This window comes from Chitinimonas violaceus, from assembly GCF_052601015.1.
Map to the genome: position 1 here is coordinate 17,628 of NZ_JBQXDJ010000050.1, position 14,684 is coordinate 32,311.

Genomic DNA, 14,684 nt, shown 5'->3' on the forward strand with positions numbered 1-14,684 from the left:
CTAACGCATACTCAGCCAACGGGCAGCCTGCGGCGCAAAATATGTCAATATCCCATCGGCACCAGCCCGCTTCATCGCTATCAATGCTTCCATAGCCACCATACACTCATCCAACCAACCATTCTGTGATGCAGCTTTGATCATGGCGTACTCGCCAGACACCTGATAGACGTAAGTTGGGGCTCGGAACTCATCCTTCACCCGCCGCACGATATCGAGGTAAGGCAATCCAGGCTTTACCATCACCATATCGGCGCCTTCAGCCAGATCGAGCGCCACTTCATGCAGGGCTTCATCTGAATTGGCGGGATCCATTTGGTAATTGTATTTATCACTCTTACCCAGATTTTTCGACGAACCCACAGCATCCCGGAAGGGCCCGTAATAGCTGGAAGCATACTTGGCCGAATAAGCCATGATGCGTGTATGAATGTGGCCCGCAGCATCAAACGCTTGGCGAATGGCGCCAATACGGCCATCCATCATATCGCTGGGCGCAACGATATCGGCTCCAGCCTCGGCATGGCAAAGCGCCTGTTTGACGAGCACAGCCACCGTCTCGTCATTCATCACATACCCGCTCTCATCGATCAAGCCATCCTGGCCATGGCTGGTATAGGGGTCCAATGCACCGTCAGTGATGATGCCAAGTTCTGGAAAGCGCGACTTGAGCGCCCGTACAACCGTCGGCACCAAGCCTTCCGGGTCGTAAGCCGCTTCGCCATTGGCCGTTTTGGTACCGCCGATCACAGGGAAAAGGGCAATCGCCGGTATACCCAGCTCCAACGCCTCTTCAGCTCGTGGCAATAATACTTCCAGGCTCATACGCTGCACGCCAGGCATGGAGTCGATCGGCTCTTCATGCCTGCCAGTGCCTTCCAACACGAAAACCGGCCAGATCAAGTCATTCGAGGTCAATACATTTTCACGCATCAGGCGGCGGGAGAACGCATCGTGGCGCATACGACGGGGACGATACAACGGGAATGTGCGATTGCTATGCATGACAAAACTCAAAGAATGCCGGCAGGTTGCCAGCGCATATCAAGATGGGGAATATCGTCTTCCAGGTAGGTATCGCTGCACGGCTCAAAACCAAGCGAACGATAGAAGTCGAGCAGATGCGCCTGGGCGCCGATCTTATTCGGCAGCCCAGGGTAACGGCGTGCATGCTCAGCCAGTCCTTCTCGGACCAGCAACCGGCCAGCTCCGGTTCCTCTGGCTGTCGAGGCGGTCAGAATACGGCCCAGCGATGGTTCCGAAAACTTAACCCCAGGCGGAACCAGACGCAGATAAGCCTGCAGCCTGCCCTCTGCATCCCGGCCAAGCAAATGTATGCTGACCGGGTCAAACGCATCGAGATCAGGATAAGGACAGGTCTGCTCGATAATAAACACAGCTTGGCGAGTAACGCTGACTTCGTGCCATTCGAGCGAACTAAGTTCCCCCAACGTACTCCATTTCCAGTGCAACTGCATCAACGCGCCATTCTGATACGCGCGCGAAGTATCGCCGCGCGTACCTGCTTGGGTGCGGTGCCGCCGATATGATCACGGCTGGCCAAGGAGCCTTCGGGCGTCAGGACACCGAATACATCGACACCGATGAGTGGGGAGAAAGTGCCCAGCTCAATCAGGCTCAGCTCTTCCAGATCTTTGCGCTTTTCGCTGGCATACCGCACAGCCAATGCGACAGCTTCATGGGCATCACGGAATGGCAAGCCCTTCTTGACCAGATAGTCCGCCAGATCAGTTGCCGTGGCATAGCCTTGCTTGACAGCACGACGCATGGCTTCTGGCTTCACTTCCACACCACGCATCATGTCTGCAACGATGCGCAGGGTAGCCGACAACGTATCCACCGTGTCGAACAAGGGTTCTTTGTCTTCCTGATTGTCCTTGTTGTAAGCGAGCGGCTGGGCCTTCATCAGAGTAAGAAGAGCAACCAGATGGCCGTTGACCCGCCCGGTCTTGCCACGCACCAGCTCCGGTACATCCGGGTTTTTCTTTTGTGGCATGATGGAAGAGCCGGTGCAATACCGGTCACCCATCTCGATAAAGCCAAACCGCGGGTTCATCCATAACACCAGCTCTTCGGCAAGGCGCGACAGATGCATCATGATCAAAGCGCCAGCGGCAGTGAACTCGATGGCGAAGTCGCGGTCGGAAACAGCATCCAACGAGTTGTAGCAAACCTCATCGAAGCCCAGCTGACGAGCAACGTATTCGCGATCGATCGGGTAACTGGTCCCCGCCAACGCAGCAGCGCCAAGCGGCAGCCGATTGACGCGCTTGCGGCAATCCATCAGCCGTTCGACGTCCCGACCCAACATTTCCACGTAAGCCAGAATGTGGTGACCGAATGTAATCGGTTGCGCAACCTGCAGATGCGTAAAACCAGGCATCACCGTCTCGATATTCGCCTCGGCAAGATCAAGCAGCACCTCTTGCAGTTCACGAGCCAGTTCGATCAAGATATCGATCTCATGGCGGAGCCAAAGACGGATATCGGTGGCCACCTGATCATTACGGCTACGGCCAGTATGCAGTCGCTTACCCGCATCACCGATCAAATCCGTAAGGCGCTTTTCGATGTTCATGTGCACATCTTCGAGATCAATCGACCATTCGAAGTTTCCGGCACGGATATCCGAGAGTATCTTACCCATACCGTGGGTAATGGCAGCCAGATCGGTAGCGCTGAGCACACCTACTTTGTTCAGCATCTGGGCGTGCGCCAACGACCCCTGGATGTCGAATTCAGCAAGGCGGTGATCAAAAGTGACCGAAGCGGTATAGCGTTTGACCAGTTCGTCGACCGGCTCGGAAAACCGGCCGGACCAAGCTTTGGGAGAGGCGTCTTGCATGAACGCAGGTTCCAGTATGGGATGATGGCCCGATTATAAGGGATCGGTACTTTTGCCGCAGCGCGACAAGTAAGCGGTGGTTCAGGATGCACCGCTATAATGCGTCGATTCGCGCGGCACCAGCTACGCAGCAACAAGGTAGAACATGAGCAAGGATTACAAACAAAGCAACCGTAAAAGCAGCAGCACACGCCGCAGCAGCGGGGGAAGCAGTTCGGTATTCGCCGGCCTGTTGATTGGGTTGTGTCTAGGCATCGCGATTGCGGTCGCCGCCGCGCTCTATCTGAATAAAACACCCAATCCTTTCGCCAGCCCGGACAAACCGGCGGCACCCAAAGTGGAAGCGCAACCGCCTGAACCCGAAATCATGCAGCCACCCGGTCAAAATAAGCCGGTAACAACGCTGCCTGCAACTCCGGCTTCACCAACCAAGCCGCAACCTGACCGTTTTGACTTTTATACCATGTTGCCAGAGCTTGGTGGAGACCCAAAACCGCCACCTGTAACCAAAGCACCCGATGCCACGCCACCAGCGACTGTCGCGCCACCTCGCGGTACCTATCTGCAGGCTGGGGCATTCCAAAATGAGACGGATGCCGATAACCTGAAAGCCAAACTCGCACTTGTTGGTGTAGAAGCCAATATCCAAACTGCCGAGGTGCCTGGCAAAGGGGTTATTCACCGGGTACGGATTGGCCCGTTGGCACAGCCCGAGGATATCGACCGTATACGTGCTCAACTCAAGGTCAACGGTATCGATTCCAGCTTGGTTAAGCAGTAAGTCCCTAGCACTCATCGCGTAACCCGTCCGGGGGCAATGGATAACCCATCAGCTCAACCCCCGGAGGGGTGCGGGTTAGGGATTGTGAACAGGTTTCAAGCCATCAGTAGCGTCCATCTTTCTTACAGGAGTCACTATGCGGATTGCCAAGCTATTCACTCGTCTCATCGTTACTGGCCTCGCGCTGGCTGCACTGACCGGCCATGCCGAACCACGTGCCGGCGTTGACTTTGACTACATGCCCAAAGCCATGCCGGTAGAGACGCCCGGCAAAATCGAAGTGATCGAATTCTTCTGGTTTGGATGCCCGCACTGCTTCCATCTGGAGCCTAAGGTGACTGCTTGGGAGAAAACACTGCCCAAGGACGTCGTACTACGTCGTGAGCATGTGATGTGGGATGGCCGTAGCGACATGGCTGGTCATGCCAAGGTCTTCAATGCGCTGAAAGCCATCAAGCAACTCAATGCCCTCACCCCAGCCGTCTTCAATGCCATTCAACGCGACCGCGTTGAGTTGCGCGATGACAAAACCTTATTCGAATGGGTGACCAAGCAAGGTGTGAATCGCGCCCAATTTGAGGCTGCCTACAAAGGTTTTGGCGCACAAGCCCAGCTTGCACGCGCAACCCAACTGACACGCGACTACGGTATCGACGGGGTGCCCACCTTCATTATCAACGGCAAGTACAAGACCTCGCCTTCGAAGACCGATGGCGACGAAGAACGCTTCTTCAAGATCGTGAACGAGCTGATCGCCAAAGAGCGCAGTGCACCTAAGAAATAAGCTCCTCAGAGCACATTCCAATAAAAAAGCGCCCGACTTGGGCGCTTTTTTATTGCTTAGGTTCCTCACCCGGTTCCAGCGGGCGTAACGACGGTGTTTGCCGCATCGCTGCCTTGACCAGCATATGGGCTGAAACCGGTGCGGTCAGAAAGAGGAACATCGTAATCAGTAATTCATGCAGGCTCACTGAGCCTTGTAGCGAAAAATACAACATGGAAGCGATCAATACGCATCCCACACCCAGCGTAGAAGCTTTGGTCGGCCCATGCAGGCGACGCAGAAAGTCGGAAAGCTTGAACAGGCCCCACGATCCAATCAGCGCAAAAGCCGCGCCCAACAATAGGAGCAGACTGATGGTGATATCCAACCAAGCTGGCAAAGTACTCATTCGGCAATATCTCCACGGCTAAGGAACTTGGCCATGACCACCGTACCGGCGAACCCCAACATTGCAATCACCAAGGCTGCTTCGAAGTAAAGCGTGGTCTGGAAATAAATGCCCAGCAGAATCAACAGGGCCAAAGCATTAACCGACAAGGTATCTAGCGCGAGGATGCGATCAACCAGACTTGGGCCTCGCAGCAAACGACCCAGACACAGCAGCAGTGCCAGGCAGAAAATACCGATGGCAAATGGCAGGACAAAGTTCAGCATCCGAATATCTCCATCAGAGGGGTTTCGTACCGGGCTTGAATGCAGGCGATCAACGCGGCCTCGTCCTCCACATGCAGGGCATGTACCAAAAGGTGCAGACGGTCCTCGGTCAAATCAGCCGACAAGGTGCCTGGCGTCATGGTGATGATGCTGGCTAAGGCGGCAATACCATGTGAGTCTCGAATCTGAAGCGGTACCCAGACAAAACGTGAGCGGAGCTTGCTCTCCCGACCCAAAACCTGCCGTGCGACAGTGAGGTTGGACTGAACCACATCCCACAGCACAACACCCAGGAGCCGAAATAGAACAGCTGGTTTTCTTAACCGTGGCCGTTCTGGGCGAAAATCATCGGTAAAACGAGGGATGAGGGTGGCGAACAAAATCCCCAATGCCACCTGTCCCGCCGAAGCACTACCGTTGAGCAGCAACCAGACAATGAAGAGCACCAGGCTCAGTATCGGGGAGGGGAAAAGCCGTTTCATTGACCGCCTCCTTTGCTCAATCCAGTCTCACGCATTTCCTTGCGCACATCAAAAACGGCTGGCACCGATTCTTTGGTCATCACCGCTTCGATATAACGATGCGGCCCGAACAGTTGGGCTGCCGCTGCATCGCAGTAGCGACTGAACGGCCCTGCCAATACACCAGTAGCCACAGCCGAGCCCATCAATAACGCAAGTGCTGCTTTGGCATTGAGTGAAGGTTGAGGCCCACTGCAAGGCACTGGAGCATCATCAGAAGCCCAGAAAAGCGTGCTGCCCGCCCTCGCCAACGCAAGGATGCTGAGCAAGCTACCAACCAGCACCGCAGCCCAAATCCAACCGGCCGACACATGGGGCAAGGCTGCCTGTAACAAAAGCGACTTACCCAAAAAACCGGAAAGCGGCGGCAGACCGGCTACGATCAAAGCGCAGACAAAAAACTGCACTCCAAATCGGTTACGACCGAAATCGAACGCCGCAGGCTGTAAAACATCGCCGCCTGCGCCACGAGCCGTCACAATATGGTCCATCAAAAGAAACAACGCGGCACACGCCAGCGTGCTACCTGGCAGATAGTAAAGCCCTGCTGCAAGCGACGCAGGGTTACCTATTCCAACCGCCAACAACAACGTGCCTGCAGATGCGATCAACAAGTACGCAATCAAGCCACGTAACTGGCGCGCAGCCAACGCGCCGAACCCACCCAGCAGTAACGAGATCATGGCCAATGGCACCAACCAGGGCAATGCCACCTCGGCCAATGGTCCGCCTGAAGCGCCAAATACCAGAGTAAACACCCGTGCAATCGCATAGACACCCACCTTGGTCATAATCGCGAATAAAGCTGCAACCGGTGCAGTAGCACTGCCATAGGTATCGGGTAGCCAAAAATACAAAGGCAGCAACGCAGCCTTGACTGCAAACACCACAAGCAACAGCAAGGCGGCTGACTGGGCCAGCAACACATTGTCCGGCCCCAGCTGGGATACGCGTAGCGCCAAGTCGGCCATGTTCAAAGTGCCAGTCAACCCATACAACAGGGAAACCGCGATCAGAAACAATGCAGATGCCGCAAGGTTAAAGCTGACGTAATGAATTGACGCTTTGAGGCGAGCAGCCCCTGCGCCATGCAACAGCAAGCCGTAGGAGGCAATCAGCAATACTTCGAAGAAAACAAACAGGTTGAAAAGGTCACCGGTCAGGAAGGCGCCATTGAGACCCATCATCTGAAAATGCACAAGACTATGAAAATGCGCCCCGCGCTGTTCATCGCGCCCGCGCGCATGCAACACACAGGCAAGCGCCAGTACGCTGCCCAGCCCAACCAGCAAAGCACTGAGCCGATCAAGCACCAGCACAATCCCGAACGGTGCATGCCAGTTAGACAACAGATAGGCATTGATGCGTCCACTGCCCGCTTCGAGAAACAGTCCTGCCGAAACCGCCACCAACAACAGCATGGCCAGCAGACTCAGGTTCGGCACCCAGCTGCGGCGTTGCCGCTCGACAATGAGCAACAGGCTGCCTGTCATCAACGGCAAGACAACCGGCGCGATAATCCAATGAGACCAGCTATTCATCGCGGCTCCTGGGCATCGACATGATCCGAACCTGTCTCAGCCCGTGTGCGCAATGCAATCACCAACATCACCGCAGTCATGGCAAAGCTGATCACAATCGCCGTCAGCACCAGGGCCTGCGGAAGGGGGTCCGCATAATGTTCCAGCGTGGGCGGGAACTTGCCATCCATGATGGGTGCAGCCCCTACCTTGGCTCGCCCCATGAAGAAAATGAACAGGTTGACGGCGTAAGAGAGCAGAGTCAGCCCAACAATGACATCGAACACCCGAGCACGCAGTAGCAGATAGATTCCACCACCAGTCAACGCACCCACAGCCAGTGCCAGCATTATTTCCATAACGGTTTCTCCCCACCAGCCGTCAGCCGGGCAATAGCAGCCAACATCAGCATCGTGCCGCCGGTAACAGTCAACATCACACCTAGATCGAAAAACATGGCGCTCGTGACAGGCACATGACCAAACAGGGGGATCAGGGGGTAGTCGTAGCTGCTGGTCAGAAATGGTGCGCCCAACAACCAGCTGCCCATGCCCGTCAGGCCTGCTATCAATAAGCCAGCAGCAATCCATGGCCGGAAATCACCCGAGCTACGTGCAGCCATCCAGCGTTGACCATTGGCGACGTATTGCAGGATGAGGGCAATAGCCAACACCAAACCTGCCACAAACCCCCCACCGGGTTGGTTATGCCCCCGCATGTAAATGTACAACGCCACCAGTACAGCCAACGGCAGCAACAATCTTGCCGCCAATGCCAGCATCAGGGGGTGCCTGTCACGGGTGGGCTCACCAGGCTGGGGGGTATAGTCAGCCGGTACGAAATCACGTAGCAACGCGAAAATAATCAACGCGGCAATGCCCAGTACCGTGATCTCACCCAGGGTGTCGTAACCACGGAAGTCCACGATGATCACATTCACGGCGTTCTCGCCACCGCCCAGTGCGGGTGCATGTTGCAGGTAGAAGGGCGCAATGGAATCAAACGGGCGGGTCAACACGGCGTACACAATACCCGCCACACCAAGCCCTGCCGTACCGGCAATCACCCCATCACGCCATTTCCGCCAAGTATGTCCTTCCGGCTTGCTTTCCTTCGGCAGCCAATTAAGTGCCAGCATCATCAGTATCGTTGTCACCACCTCCACCGATAGCTGAGTCATGGCAAGGTCCGGCGCAGAGAAATATACAAAGGTCAGCGTAACGGTAAGCCCCACAGCACCAAGCAGGATCAACGTCAGCAGCCGCTGGTCAAAGTGCACCACCACCATTGCGGTACACACCATCCCGACCAACCATACCGCCACAAAAGCAGGGCTTACTGGCGTTATCGATGGCATAGCATCAAACGGCAGCCAACCGGTTGCCAGATAGGGTGCAAAGCCCGCCAATGTCGCAGCACCCACAAAAAAGAACAGATAATGCTGCAAGCTGCCGTTCTGCAAATAGCTTGTCAGCCACCGGGCACTTTGCACCACCACATCGATACCGCGTTCGAACCCACTGCGCCCACTCACCCGGCCCAGTACCGGCGTACGCTCCAACGTATGCAGGTTCACCCTGACTTGCCAGGCGAAGTACAACGCCACGCCACCCAATAAGGCGACAGTACTCATCACCAAGGGGAGGTTGAGGCCATGCCAAAGCGCCAGGGAATAATCTGGCAAGGGCGCATAAGGGCCGCCATAAAGCGAAGCCTGAGCACCCAGCGCAAGCAATGGCCCGATGGTGAGGTTGGGCACCAACCCCACCACCAAGCAGATGAGCACCAACAACTCCACTGGCAGGCGCATTCCCCAAGGCGGTTCGTGCGGCTTCAGCTGTTCGGCTGCGGTGGAACGTGGGTTATGAAAGAAAGTGTCGTGTACAAATCGCACGCTATAGGCAACGCTGCACAGCGCACCCAAGGTCGCACCAATCGGCAGCGCCCATTGAGCGAAGACAGGTAGATCCGGCCGAATAGTCTGAGCCAGGAACATTTCCTTGGACAGAAAGCCATTCAGCAGCGGCACCCCTGCCATAGCGGCACTGGCCACCATCGTTAGCGCGCCCGTTATCGGCATATAGCGCATCAGGTGGTTCAGGTTACGCATATCCCGCGTGCCGGTCTCATGGTCAACGATACCGGCAGACATAAACAGACTGGCTTTGAAACAAGCGTGGTTAAGGATATGAAACACCGCCGCCACAATGGCCAAGGGCTGGTCCAACCCCAATAGCAGCGTAATCAGACCTAAATGGCTGATGGTCGAATAAGCCAGCAACCCCTTCAAATCATGCTTGAACAGAGCTACGTAAGCACCAACCAGCATGGTGGCGAGACCCGTCGTCGAGACGATCCAGAACCAGGGCTCGGAATGCCCCAAAGCAGGGTAAAGCCGGGCCAGAAGAAATACGCCTGCCTTTACCATGGTGGCAGAGTGTAGATAAGCCGAAACGGGGGTCGGCGCGGCCATGGCATTGGGCAGCCAGAAGTGAAATGGAAACTGCGCACTCTTTGTAAATGCACCAAGCAACACCAGGAGGAGCGCCGGCATATAAAGTGGATGGGAACGAATCAGCTCGCCCGATGCCAATACCGCATCCAACGTGTAGCTGCCTACGATATGCCCCAGCAACAACACCCCACCCAGCAGAGCAAGACCACCAGCGCCGGTAATCGCCAGCGCCATGCGTGCACCTGCCCGCGCGGGGTGCTCTTTCTGCCAAAAGCCGATCAGCAGGAAGGAACTGAGGCTTGTGCATTCCCAGAACACCACCAGCAACAGTAGATTATCGGCTAGCACCAGGCCAAGCATGGCGCCCATAAAGAGCAGCAAAAAGAGGAAAAAACGGGCAGGGGGATCATCCTGGCTGAGGTAGTACTTGGCATACACCACCACCAATACACCAATGCCGGTGATCAGCAAGGCAAACAACCACGCCAAGCCATCAAGCCGAAAGCCCAGCTCCAACCCCAGTTGCGGCACCCACGGCACAGACCAGCGCAGGATATCGCCACCAAACACGGCAGACGACATGCTTAACAGCAGTGCCAAGGCACCCAATGCTGTGCCGCCGGCCAACCACGCTGCGCTACGCCGGGCCGCACTGGGCAAAAAGCTCATCAGCGCAGCCCCAATAAAAGGCAGCGCAGCCAATAGCAGCAGTTTCATGCAAATTCCTCGGGAAGCGGAAAGGAGAGCAGACTGGCAAATACCGGTTCAACGTTACACGAACTGCCGCAAGACGAGGCGAAAACACCCAAGAACGCTGAGCTTACACAGTGGTAAATATGCATTCCGAGGGCGTTTCCCACGCTGTATTGCTGATACACAGCTAACGTTGAACTGGTTCTAATGACCTGTTCACTATCGGGCAAAGCAACCCAGCCAACCTGAATTAACCGGCCCTCTAACTTAGCAAGAGCCGCGCCATGCTCCAAGCCCGGGCAAACCATAACAACCACCGTCTGTAGCATCGTTTTCATTTTTGATTACACAGCCGATTTTGTTTGAGCCTTAGAACCTGTTTAGCGAGCGGTTGTTTTCAAACCATTCAGGTAACTTCAAAACACCTGCTCACTCATGTAGATAGCACACAAGCTTTAGGACTCGGTCCATCCATAACCAACAAGCAGTCTCTTTCTGAATCAATGCAATGATTCAAATTCCTATCGTTTACCAGAGTTAGAATCTGAAACCGCTTTTATATTACGGGCTGCTCAGATTCTTGTTATACGCAACACTGAGCAGTCACTTAGCAACATAGCGCTGGACAGCCCAGCTCAGCGCATTCACGACTTTCGAGGTCTTTTATATGAAATATCTTCATACCATGGTACGCGTCACCAATCTGGCGGAGTCCCTGAAGTTTTACCAGGATGCGCTTGGGCTGAAGCTAATTAAGCAGACAGATTATGAATCCGGCCGATTCTCGCTGATCTATCTTGCCGCGCCGGGCGATGAAGATGCACAGGTCGAACTGACCCATAACTGGGATCCGGAGGTCTATACCGGTGGCCGTAATTTCGGGCATCTCGCCTATTCGGTAGAAAATATCTACGAAGCCTGCCAGCGCCTGATGGACCACGGTGTTGTCATCAACCGGCCGCCACGCGACGGATATATGGCCTTCGTACGCTCGCCAGACAATATTTCGGTAGAGCTTCTTCAAGCTGGCGAACCGCTACCTAAAGCGGAGCCTTGGGCGTCCATGCCCAATATTGGCAGCTGGTAACCCCACCGGCTGCCAGATATAAAAACCGGCAGAAACATCTGCCGGTTTTTATATAGTTACTTTACCCCGCTTGGGGTAACAACTCACTCAATCGGTAATCAATCGGTTATTGCGTAGCAAATCTTGAATGATGGCGTTGTTGTTGAGCAAGGCATTGTCCAAGTCATCCCTAGTGAGATTCACATTCTGCAGCACAATGGATTGGTTTTCCCTGCTAATGTCGTACACTCCGTTAGCAAAGCCACCATCGCTGCTGATATGGACAATAGTTCGGGTAGTATTCCGGTCGAATTCAAAGTGCAGGTAATTGCTTAAATTACCTGCACTTTCACCTAAATGACTTTCACCTTGCAACAGGTCGCGAAGGTCTAGTTTGTCACCCTCAGCCTTGCTGAAATCCATCACTAGGTCTGTTGCACCCTCTACCAAGCCAATCCCGCGCGATACCCCGAAGTCATTACCATTGCCCGCCTGTGTGGCACCAGCTCTAGCTGCCTGATCACCCAAGGTCCACGCAAAAACATCGGCACCCAGATCGCCGCGCAACACATCGTTACCTGCGCCACCTTCCAGCCGATCATTTCCCTCGCCACCACGCAGGCCATCCATGCCTTTGCCACCAGCAAGGTAGTCATCTCCACGGCCACCATACAGCAGGTCGTACCCATCATCACCGATCAATGCGTCATTTCCCCCACCACCGTTGACGATGTCTGCCCAACGCCTGGTTCCCGTATTCCTGTCAACACCGAACGGCGGGAGTGCATCCTCATCAGGAACATTGAAATCAGGCACAAAGCCCGCATTCCCTTCACCGCGGCCATCTAATTCCGGCACTCTGTCAGTATCGAACAGAAAGGTTCCATTGTTCTGTAGCAAGTGTCCTGCACCATCATTTGTTATCATCAACGCATGATTTCTAATCTCGCTGAAAAGATGTCCGGTGCTGGTACTGCCACCGGTATACACCACATCGTTACCTTCACCCGATTCCACATAATCGTCGCCAGCACCGGCGTTGATTACCTGCGCACCGCCAGCGGCATCTGCATTGAAGAGTCCCCATACGTTTGTGGAGGGATTCCTTCCCAGCGCAGCTCCTCCCAGGTTCAATCTGAAAGCGTTATTGCTGATACCCATCGGTGAAGCATTCTCACCATAATGGTCACGTATCACATCATCGCCGTTGGAACCCCACAATACGACCTGTTCGCTGTTTCCATTAATGCGGATCGTCAATACCGCTGTACTGGTCATGCCGGCAGCATCGGCAATCGTGTAGCTGATCCGATCAGTGATCGTTTCACCGGTGAGTAACGCATTCACCCGGGCATTGTTGTTGTCGAGGGTATAGGTATAGGTACCATTAGCGTTGATTTGAACCGTGCCATAGCTGGTGATGATTGGATTACCTAGAATACGGTTGTCACCATTGACTGATACAACCCTCAGCACATCTCCATCAACATCCACGTCATTGCCAAGCAGCCTCCCCTGCACCGTATAACGACCCGAATCCTCCAGCACAGTATTCTCATCATTCGTCGCTACAGGCGCATCGTTCACGCTGGCTACGGTAATGGCAATCGTAGTGGTACTGACCTTAGTCTCACGAGTCACAGTCTCAATACTACGGCCTTCCAACTCCAGGTTATAGGTACCGTTGAAGTTGGTAGGCGCCGTCAACTTCAATTTAGTCAGGTCCCAACTGGTGATATCGACACTGGTACTACCTGCTGTTGCGGTGAAGTTGCGGGTACCATCTGTCAGTACTGTCCCCTCCAAGAGACTCTTGGCGATCAATGCACCATTAGTTTCGGAACCATCGGTATCAATCAACCCATATTGCAGCGGACTCAGCGTGATCGGCGAATCTTCCATGCCCTGATACACACGAGGGTAAAAGCCACCCTCGTTATCCGCCCCCCGTACCAGCACATCATGCAACCCACCCAGCCTATCCAGATAACCCAGCGAGCTATACAGCCTGAAGTTGGTACTGGTGAGTTCCCTTGCGGTACCACCATCCACACTCAGGGATGGTCGGAAGGCGCCAACCCCGTTGCCGTTATAAACCGCCCAATCAATGGTGTAGTAACCACTTACCGTGGGCCGTAATTCGCTGCCAGAGATATTGCCAAAGCTGTTATAGGGGCGCGCCAATATTTCCGTACCGCCAACCCGCAGCAATCCCGTGTCGTCTTGATAAGCGCCAAAGGTGTAACGCTTGCCCGCTTCTAGGTAGATCAGACCAGAGATGCGACAAGCACCATCGGTGGGGATATCTCCGTTTTGAGGTGTAGCCGAAATAGTGCTCGTTGCCTCGCGTGCTGCATTCAACAGATTCAACAGTTGTTGCACTTCTTCAAGTGTGTTGACATCGCTTGGACTTATATTGGCCAGGGAGGTGTACTGGCGGACAGTTAAACCATTCCCAGCAGGCGGTGCACCACTGTTGCCCGCCCCTACCGAACCACCGGTTATGTTGACCCCATCGGCAACTGGCGTAATGTCCACTCGCATGGTTGCACGGGTCGAATTGGCACTGCCATCGTTCGCCACATAGCTAAAGCGCGCATAGTCAGCCTGCCAATTACCTACGCCGACACCACCAAAAGCATCTGACCCCGATTCATTCGAATCAGGCATAAAACGAACCCTACCCGCATCGATCATTGCTTTGGTTAAGCGTTGATTAACAGTCACTGCTGCCCAATTCGTACCATCTGCGGAATATTGCAACAGCCCATCCACCGGCAAGACAGTAACCTTGATTGACAGGTTCGCAGCTGGGGTATCGATATCGGCCACATTGAAATCTGCCCAGTTGAAGACAAGCGGGGTATCTTCAGTACCGCTGACCATACCATCGCCAGCTGTCGGTACATCATTGGTACCCGTGATCGTGACCTTGATCTCATGTGGCGTGCCATCTGTCGACAGCACCGTGAACGTTTCCAGCTTGGTCTCGCCTGCCTTCAGGTATTGCACCGCACTGTTCGCGACGTTGTAGGTCCAGGTGCCATTGGGGGTGATCGTCATCACACCCAGTGCACCCGCACTGGCTGTGATGCCTGTCGTCTGGAAGCTGGCCTGACCTGTATCCGCATCACTGATGGTGAGCGTGCCGCTGTCGGTCAAGGTCGGGGTGGCGGCATCTTCGGTGACGCTACCAACTGCATCCCCACCAATCACAGGTTTGTCATTGGTGCCCGTGATCGTGACCTTGATCTCATGTGGCGTGCCATCTGTCGACAGCACCGTGAACGTTTCCAGCTTGGTCTCGCCTGCCTTCAGGTATTGCACCGCACTGTTCGCGACGT

At 54.7% G+C, this 14,684-nt stretch carries 13 protein-coding genes; 3 read left to right on the forward strand and 10 right to left on the reverse strand.

What is annotated here, in order from left to right:
- The 3 genes from hemB to argH are packed head-to-tail and all read right to left on the reverse strand — an operon-like array spanning window position 1 to window position 2,866.
- A complete protein-coding gene (hemB, locus tag ACUHMQ_RS15395; protein WP_445296347.1) occupies window positions 1-1,005 on the reverse strand; it encodes a porphobilinogen synthase in 1,005 nt (334 codons plus the stop codon).
- 8 nt (window positions 1,006-1,013) lie between these two features.
- Complete coding sequence (locus ACUHMQ_RS15400; protein ID WP_445296348.1) at window positions 1,014-1,478, reverse strand: GNAT family N-acetyltransferase; 465 nt, start codon at window positions 1,476-1,478, stop codon at window positions 1,014-1,016.
- Window positions 1,478-2,866, reverse strand: coding sequence for an argininosuccinate lyase (argH, locus tag ACUHMQ_RS15405; protein ID WP_445296349.1), 1,389 nt, complete (start codon window positions 2,864-2,866; stop codon window positions 1,478-1,480). Before argH ends, ACUHMQ_RS15400 begins: the two co-directional genes overlap by 1 nt.
- Window positions 2,867-3,011: 145 nt before the next feature.
- Between argH and ACUHMQ_RS15410 the strand changes: the two genes are divergently transcribed.
- Window positions 3,012-3,647, forward strand: coding sequence for an SPOR domain-containing protein (locus tag ACUHMQ_RS15410; RefSeq protein ID WP_445296350.1), 636 nt, complete (start codon window positions 3,012-3,014; stop codon window positions 3,645-3,647).
- A gap of 136 nt (window positions 3,648-3,783) precedes the next feature.
- Window positions 3,784-4,431, forward strand: a complete 648-nt coding sequence (locus tag ACUHMQ_RS15415; protein WP_445296351.1) for a thiol:disulfide interchange protein DsbA/DsbL — start codon at window positions 3,784-3,786, stop codon at window positions 4,429-4,431.
- 49 nt (window positions 4,432-4,480) lie between these two features.
- On the opposite strand, the gene ACUHMQ_RS15420 is transcribed toward ACUHMQ_RS15415, so the two are convergent.
- The 6 genes from ACUHMQ_RS15420 to ACUHMQ_RS15445 are packed head-to-tail and all read right to left on the reverse strand — an operon-like array spanning window position 4,481 to window position 10,298.
- Entirely contained in the window at window positions 4,481-4,819 is a 339-nt protein-coding gene (locus ACUHMQ_RS15420) for a Na+/H+ antiporter subunit G (RefSeq protein WP_445296352.1), read from the reverse strand.
- Window positions 4,816-5,085, reverse strand: a complete 270-nt coding sequence (locus ACUHMQ_RS15425) for a K+/H+ antiporter subunit F (protein ID WP_445296353.1) — start codon at window positions 5,083-5,085, stop codon at window positions 4,816-4,818. The genes ACUHMQ_RS15420 and ACUHMQ_RS15425 overlap by 4 nt, the downstream gene beginning before the upstream one ends.
- The gene (locus ACUHMQ_RS15430; RefSeq protein ID WP_445296354.1) at window positions 5,079-5,567 is read right to left on the reverse strand and encodes a Na+/H+ antiporter subunit E; all 489 of its coding nucleotides are present in this window, start codon (window positions 5,565-5,567) and stop codon (window positions 5,079-5,081) included. Before ACUHMQ_RS15430 ends, ACUHMQ_RS15425 begins: the two co-directional genes overlap by 7 nt.
- Window positions 5,564-7,147 carry a monovalent cation/H+ antiporter subunit D gene (locus ACUHMQ_RS15435; RefSeq protein ID WP_445296355.1) on the reverse strand — a complete coding sequence of 528 codons (1,584 nt, stop codon included), beginning with the start codon at window positions 7,145-7,147 and terminating at the stop codon, window positions 5,564-5,566. Before ACUHMQ_RS15435 ends, ACUHMQ_RS15430 begins: the two co-directional genes overlap by 4 nt.
- Window positions 7,144-7,485, reverse strand: coding sequence for a Na+/H+ antiporter subunit C (locus ACUHMQ_RS15440; protein WP_445296356.1), 342 nt, complete (start codon window positions 7,483-7,485; stop codon window positions 7,144-7,146). The genes ACUHMQ_RS15435 and ACUHMQ_RS15440 overlap by 4 nt, the downstream gene beginning before the upstream one ends.
- Window positions 7,476-10,298, reverse strand: coding sequence for a monovalent cation/H+ antiporter subunit A (locus ACUHMQ_RS15445; protein ID WP_445296357.1), 2,823 nt, complete (start codon window positions 10,296-10,298; stop codon window positions 7,476-7,478). Before ACUHMQ_RS15445 ends, ACUHMQ_RS15440 begins: the two co-directional genes overlap by 10 nt.
- A 643-nt stretch (window positions 10,299-10,941) precedes the next feature.
- On the opposite strand from ACUHMQ_RS15445, the gene ACUHMQ_RS15450 reads away from it, so the two are divergent.
- The gene (locus ACUHMQ_RS15450) at window positions 10,942-11,361 is read left to right on the forward strand and encodes a VOC family protein (RefSeq protein ID WP_445296358.1); all 420 of its coding nucleotides are present in this window, start codon (window positions 10,942-10,944) and stop codon (window positions 11,359-11,361) included.
- An 87-nt stretch (window positions 11,362-11,448) separates the two neighbouring features.
- Here the strand turns inward: ACUHMQ_RS15450 and ACUHMQ_RS15455 are convergent.
- Window positions 11,449-14,684 (reverse strand): VCBS domain-containing protein (locus ACUHMQ_RS15455; protein WP_445296359.1); only part of this gene is annotated, 3,236 nt, incomplete at its 5' end.

Excerpts from the sequence above, each read along its gene's own strand:
- ACUHMQ_RS15445 (WP_445296357.1), bottom strand. The coding sequence starts at position 10,298 with ATGAAACTGCTGCTATTGGCTGCGCTGCCTTTTATTGGGGCTGCGCTG.
- ACUHMQ_RS15410 (WP_445296350.1), top strand. The coding sequence starts at position 3,012 with ATGAGCAAGGATTACAAACAAAGCAACCGTAAAAGCAGCAGCACACGC.
- ACUHMQ_RS15450 (WP_445296358.1), top strand. The coding sequence starts at position 10,942 with ATGAAATATCTTCATACCATGGTACGCGTCACCAATCTGGCGGAGTCC.
- hemB (WP_445296347.1), bottom strand. The coding sequence starts at position 1,005 with ATGCATAGCAATCGCACATTCCCGTTGTATCGTCCCCGTCGTATGCGC.
- ACUHMQ_RS15430 (WP_445296354.1), bottom strand. The coding sequence starts at position 5,567 with ATGAAACGGCTTTTCCCCTCCCCGATACTGAGCCTGGTGCTCTTCATT.
- ACUHMQ_RS15415 (WP_445296351.1), top strand. The coding sequence starts at position 3,784 with ATGCGGATTGCCAAGCTATTCACTCGTCTCATCGTTACTGGCCTCGCG.
- ACUHMQ_RS15420 (WP_445296352.1), bottom strand. The coding sequence starts at position 4,819 with ATGAGTACTTTGCCAGCTTGGTTGGATATCACCATCAGTCTGCTCCTA.
- ACUHMQ_RS15435 (WP_445296355.1), bottom strand. The coding sequence starts at position 7,147 with ATGAATAGCTGGTCTCATTGGATTATCGCGCCGGTTGTCTTGCCGTTG.
- ACUHMQ_RS15440 (WP_445296356.1), bottom strand. The coding sequence starts at position 7,485 with ATGGAAATAATGCTGGCACTGGCTGTGGGTGCGTTGACTGGTGGTGGA.
- ACUHMQ_RS15425 (WP_445296353.1), bottom strand. The coding sequence starts at position 5,085 with ATGCTGAACTTTGTCCTGCCATTTGCCATCGGTATTTTCTGCCTGGCA.
- ACUHMQ_RS15400 (WP_445296348.1), bottom strand. The coding sequence starts at position 1,478 with ATGCAGTTGCACTGGAAATGGAGTACGTTGGGGGAACTTAGTTCGCTC.
- argH (WP_445296349.1), bottom strand. The coding sequence starts at position 2,866 with ATGCAAGACGCCTCTCCCAAAGCTTGGTCCGGCCGGTTTTCCGAGCCG.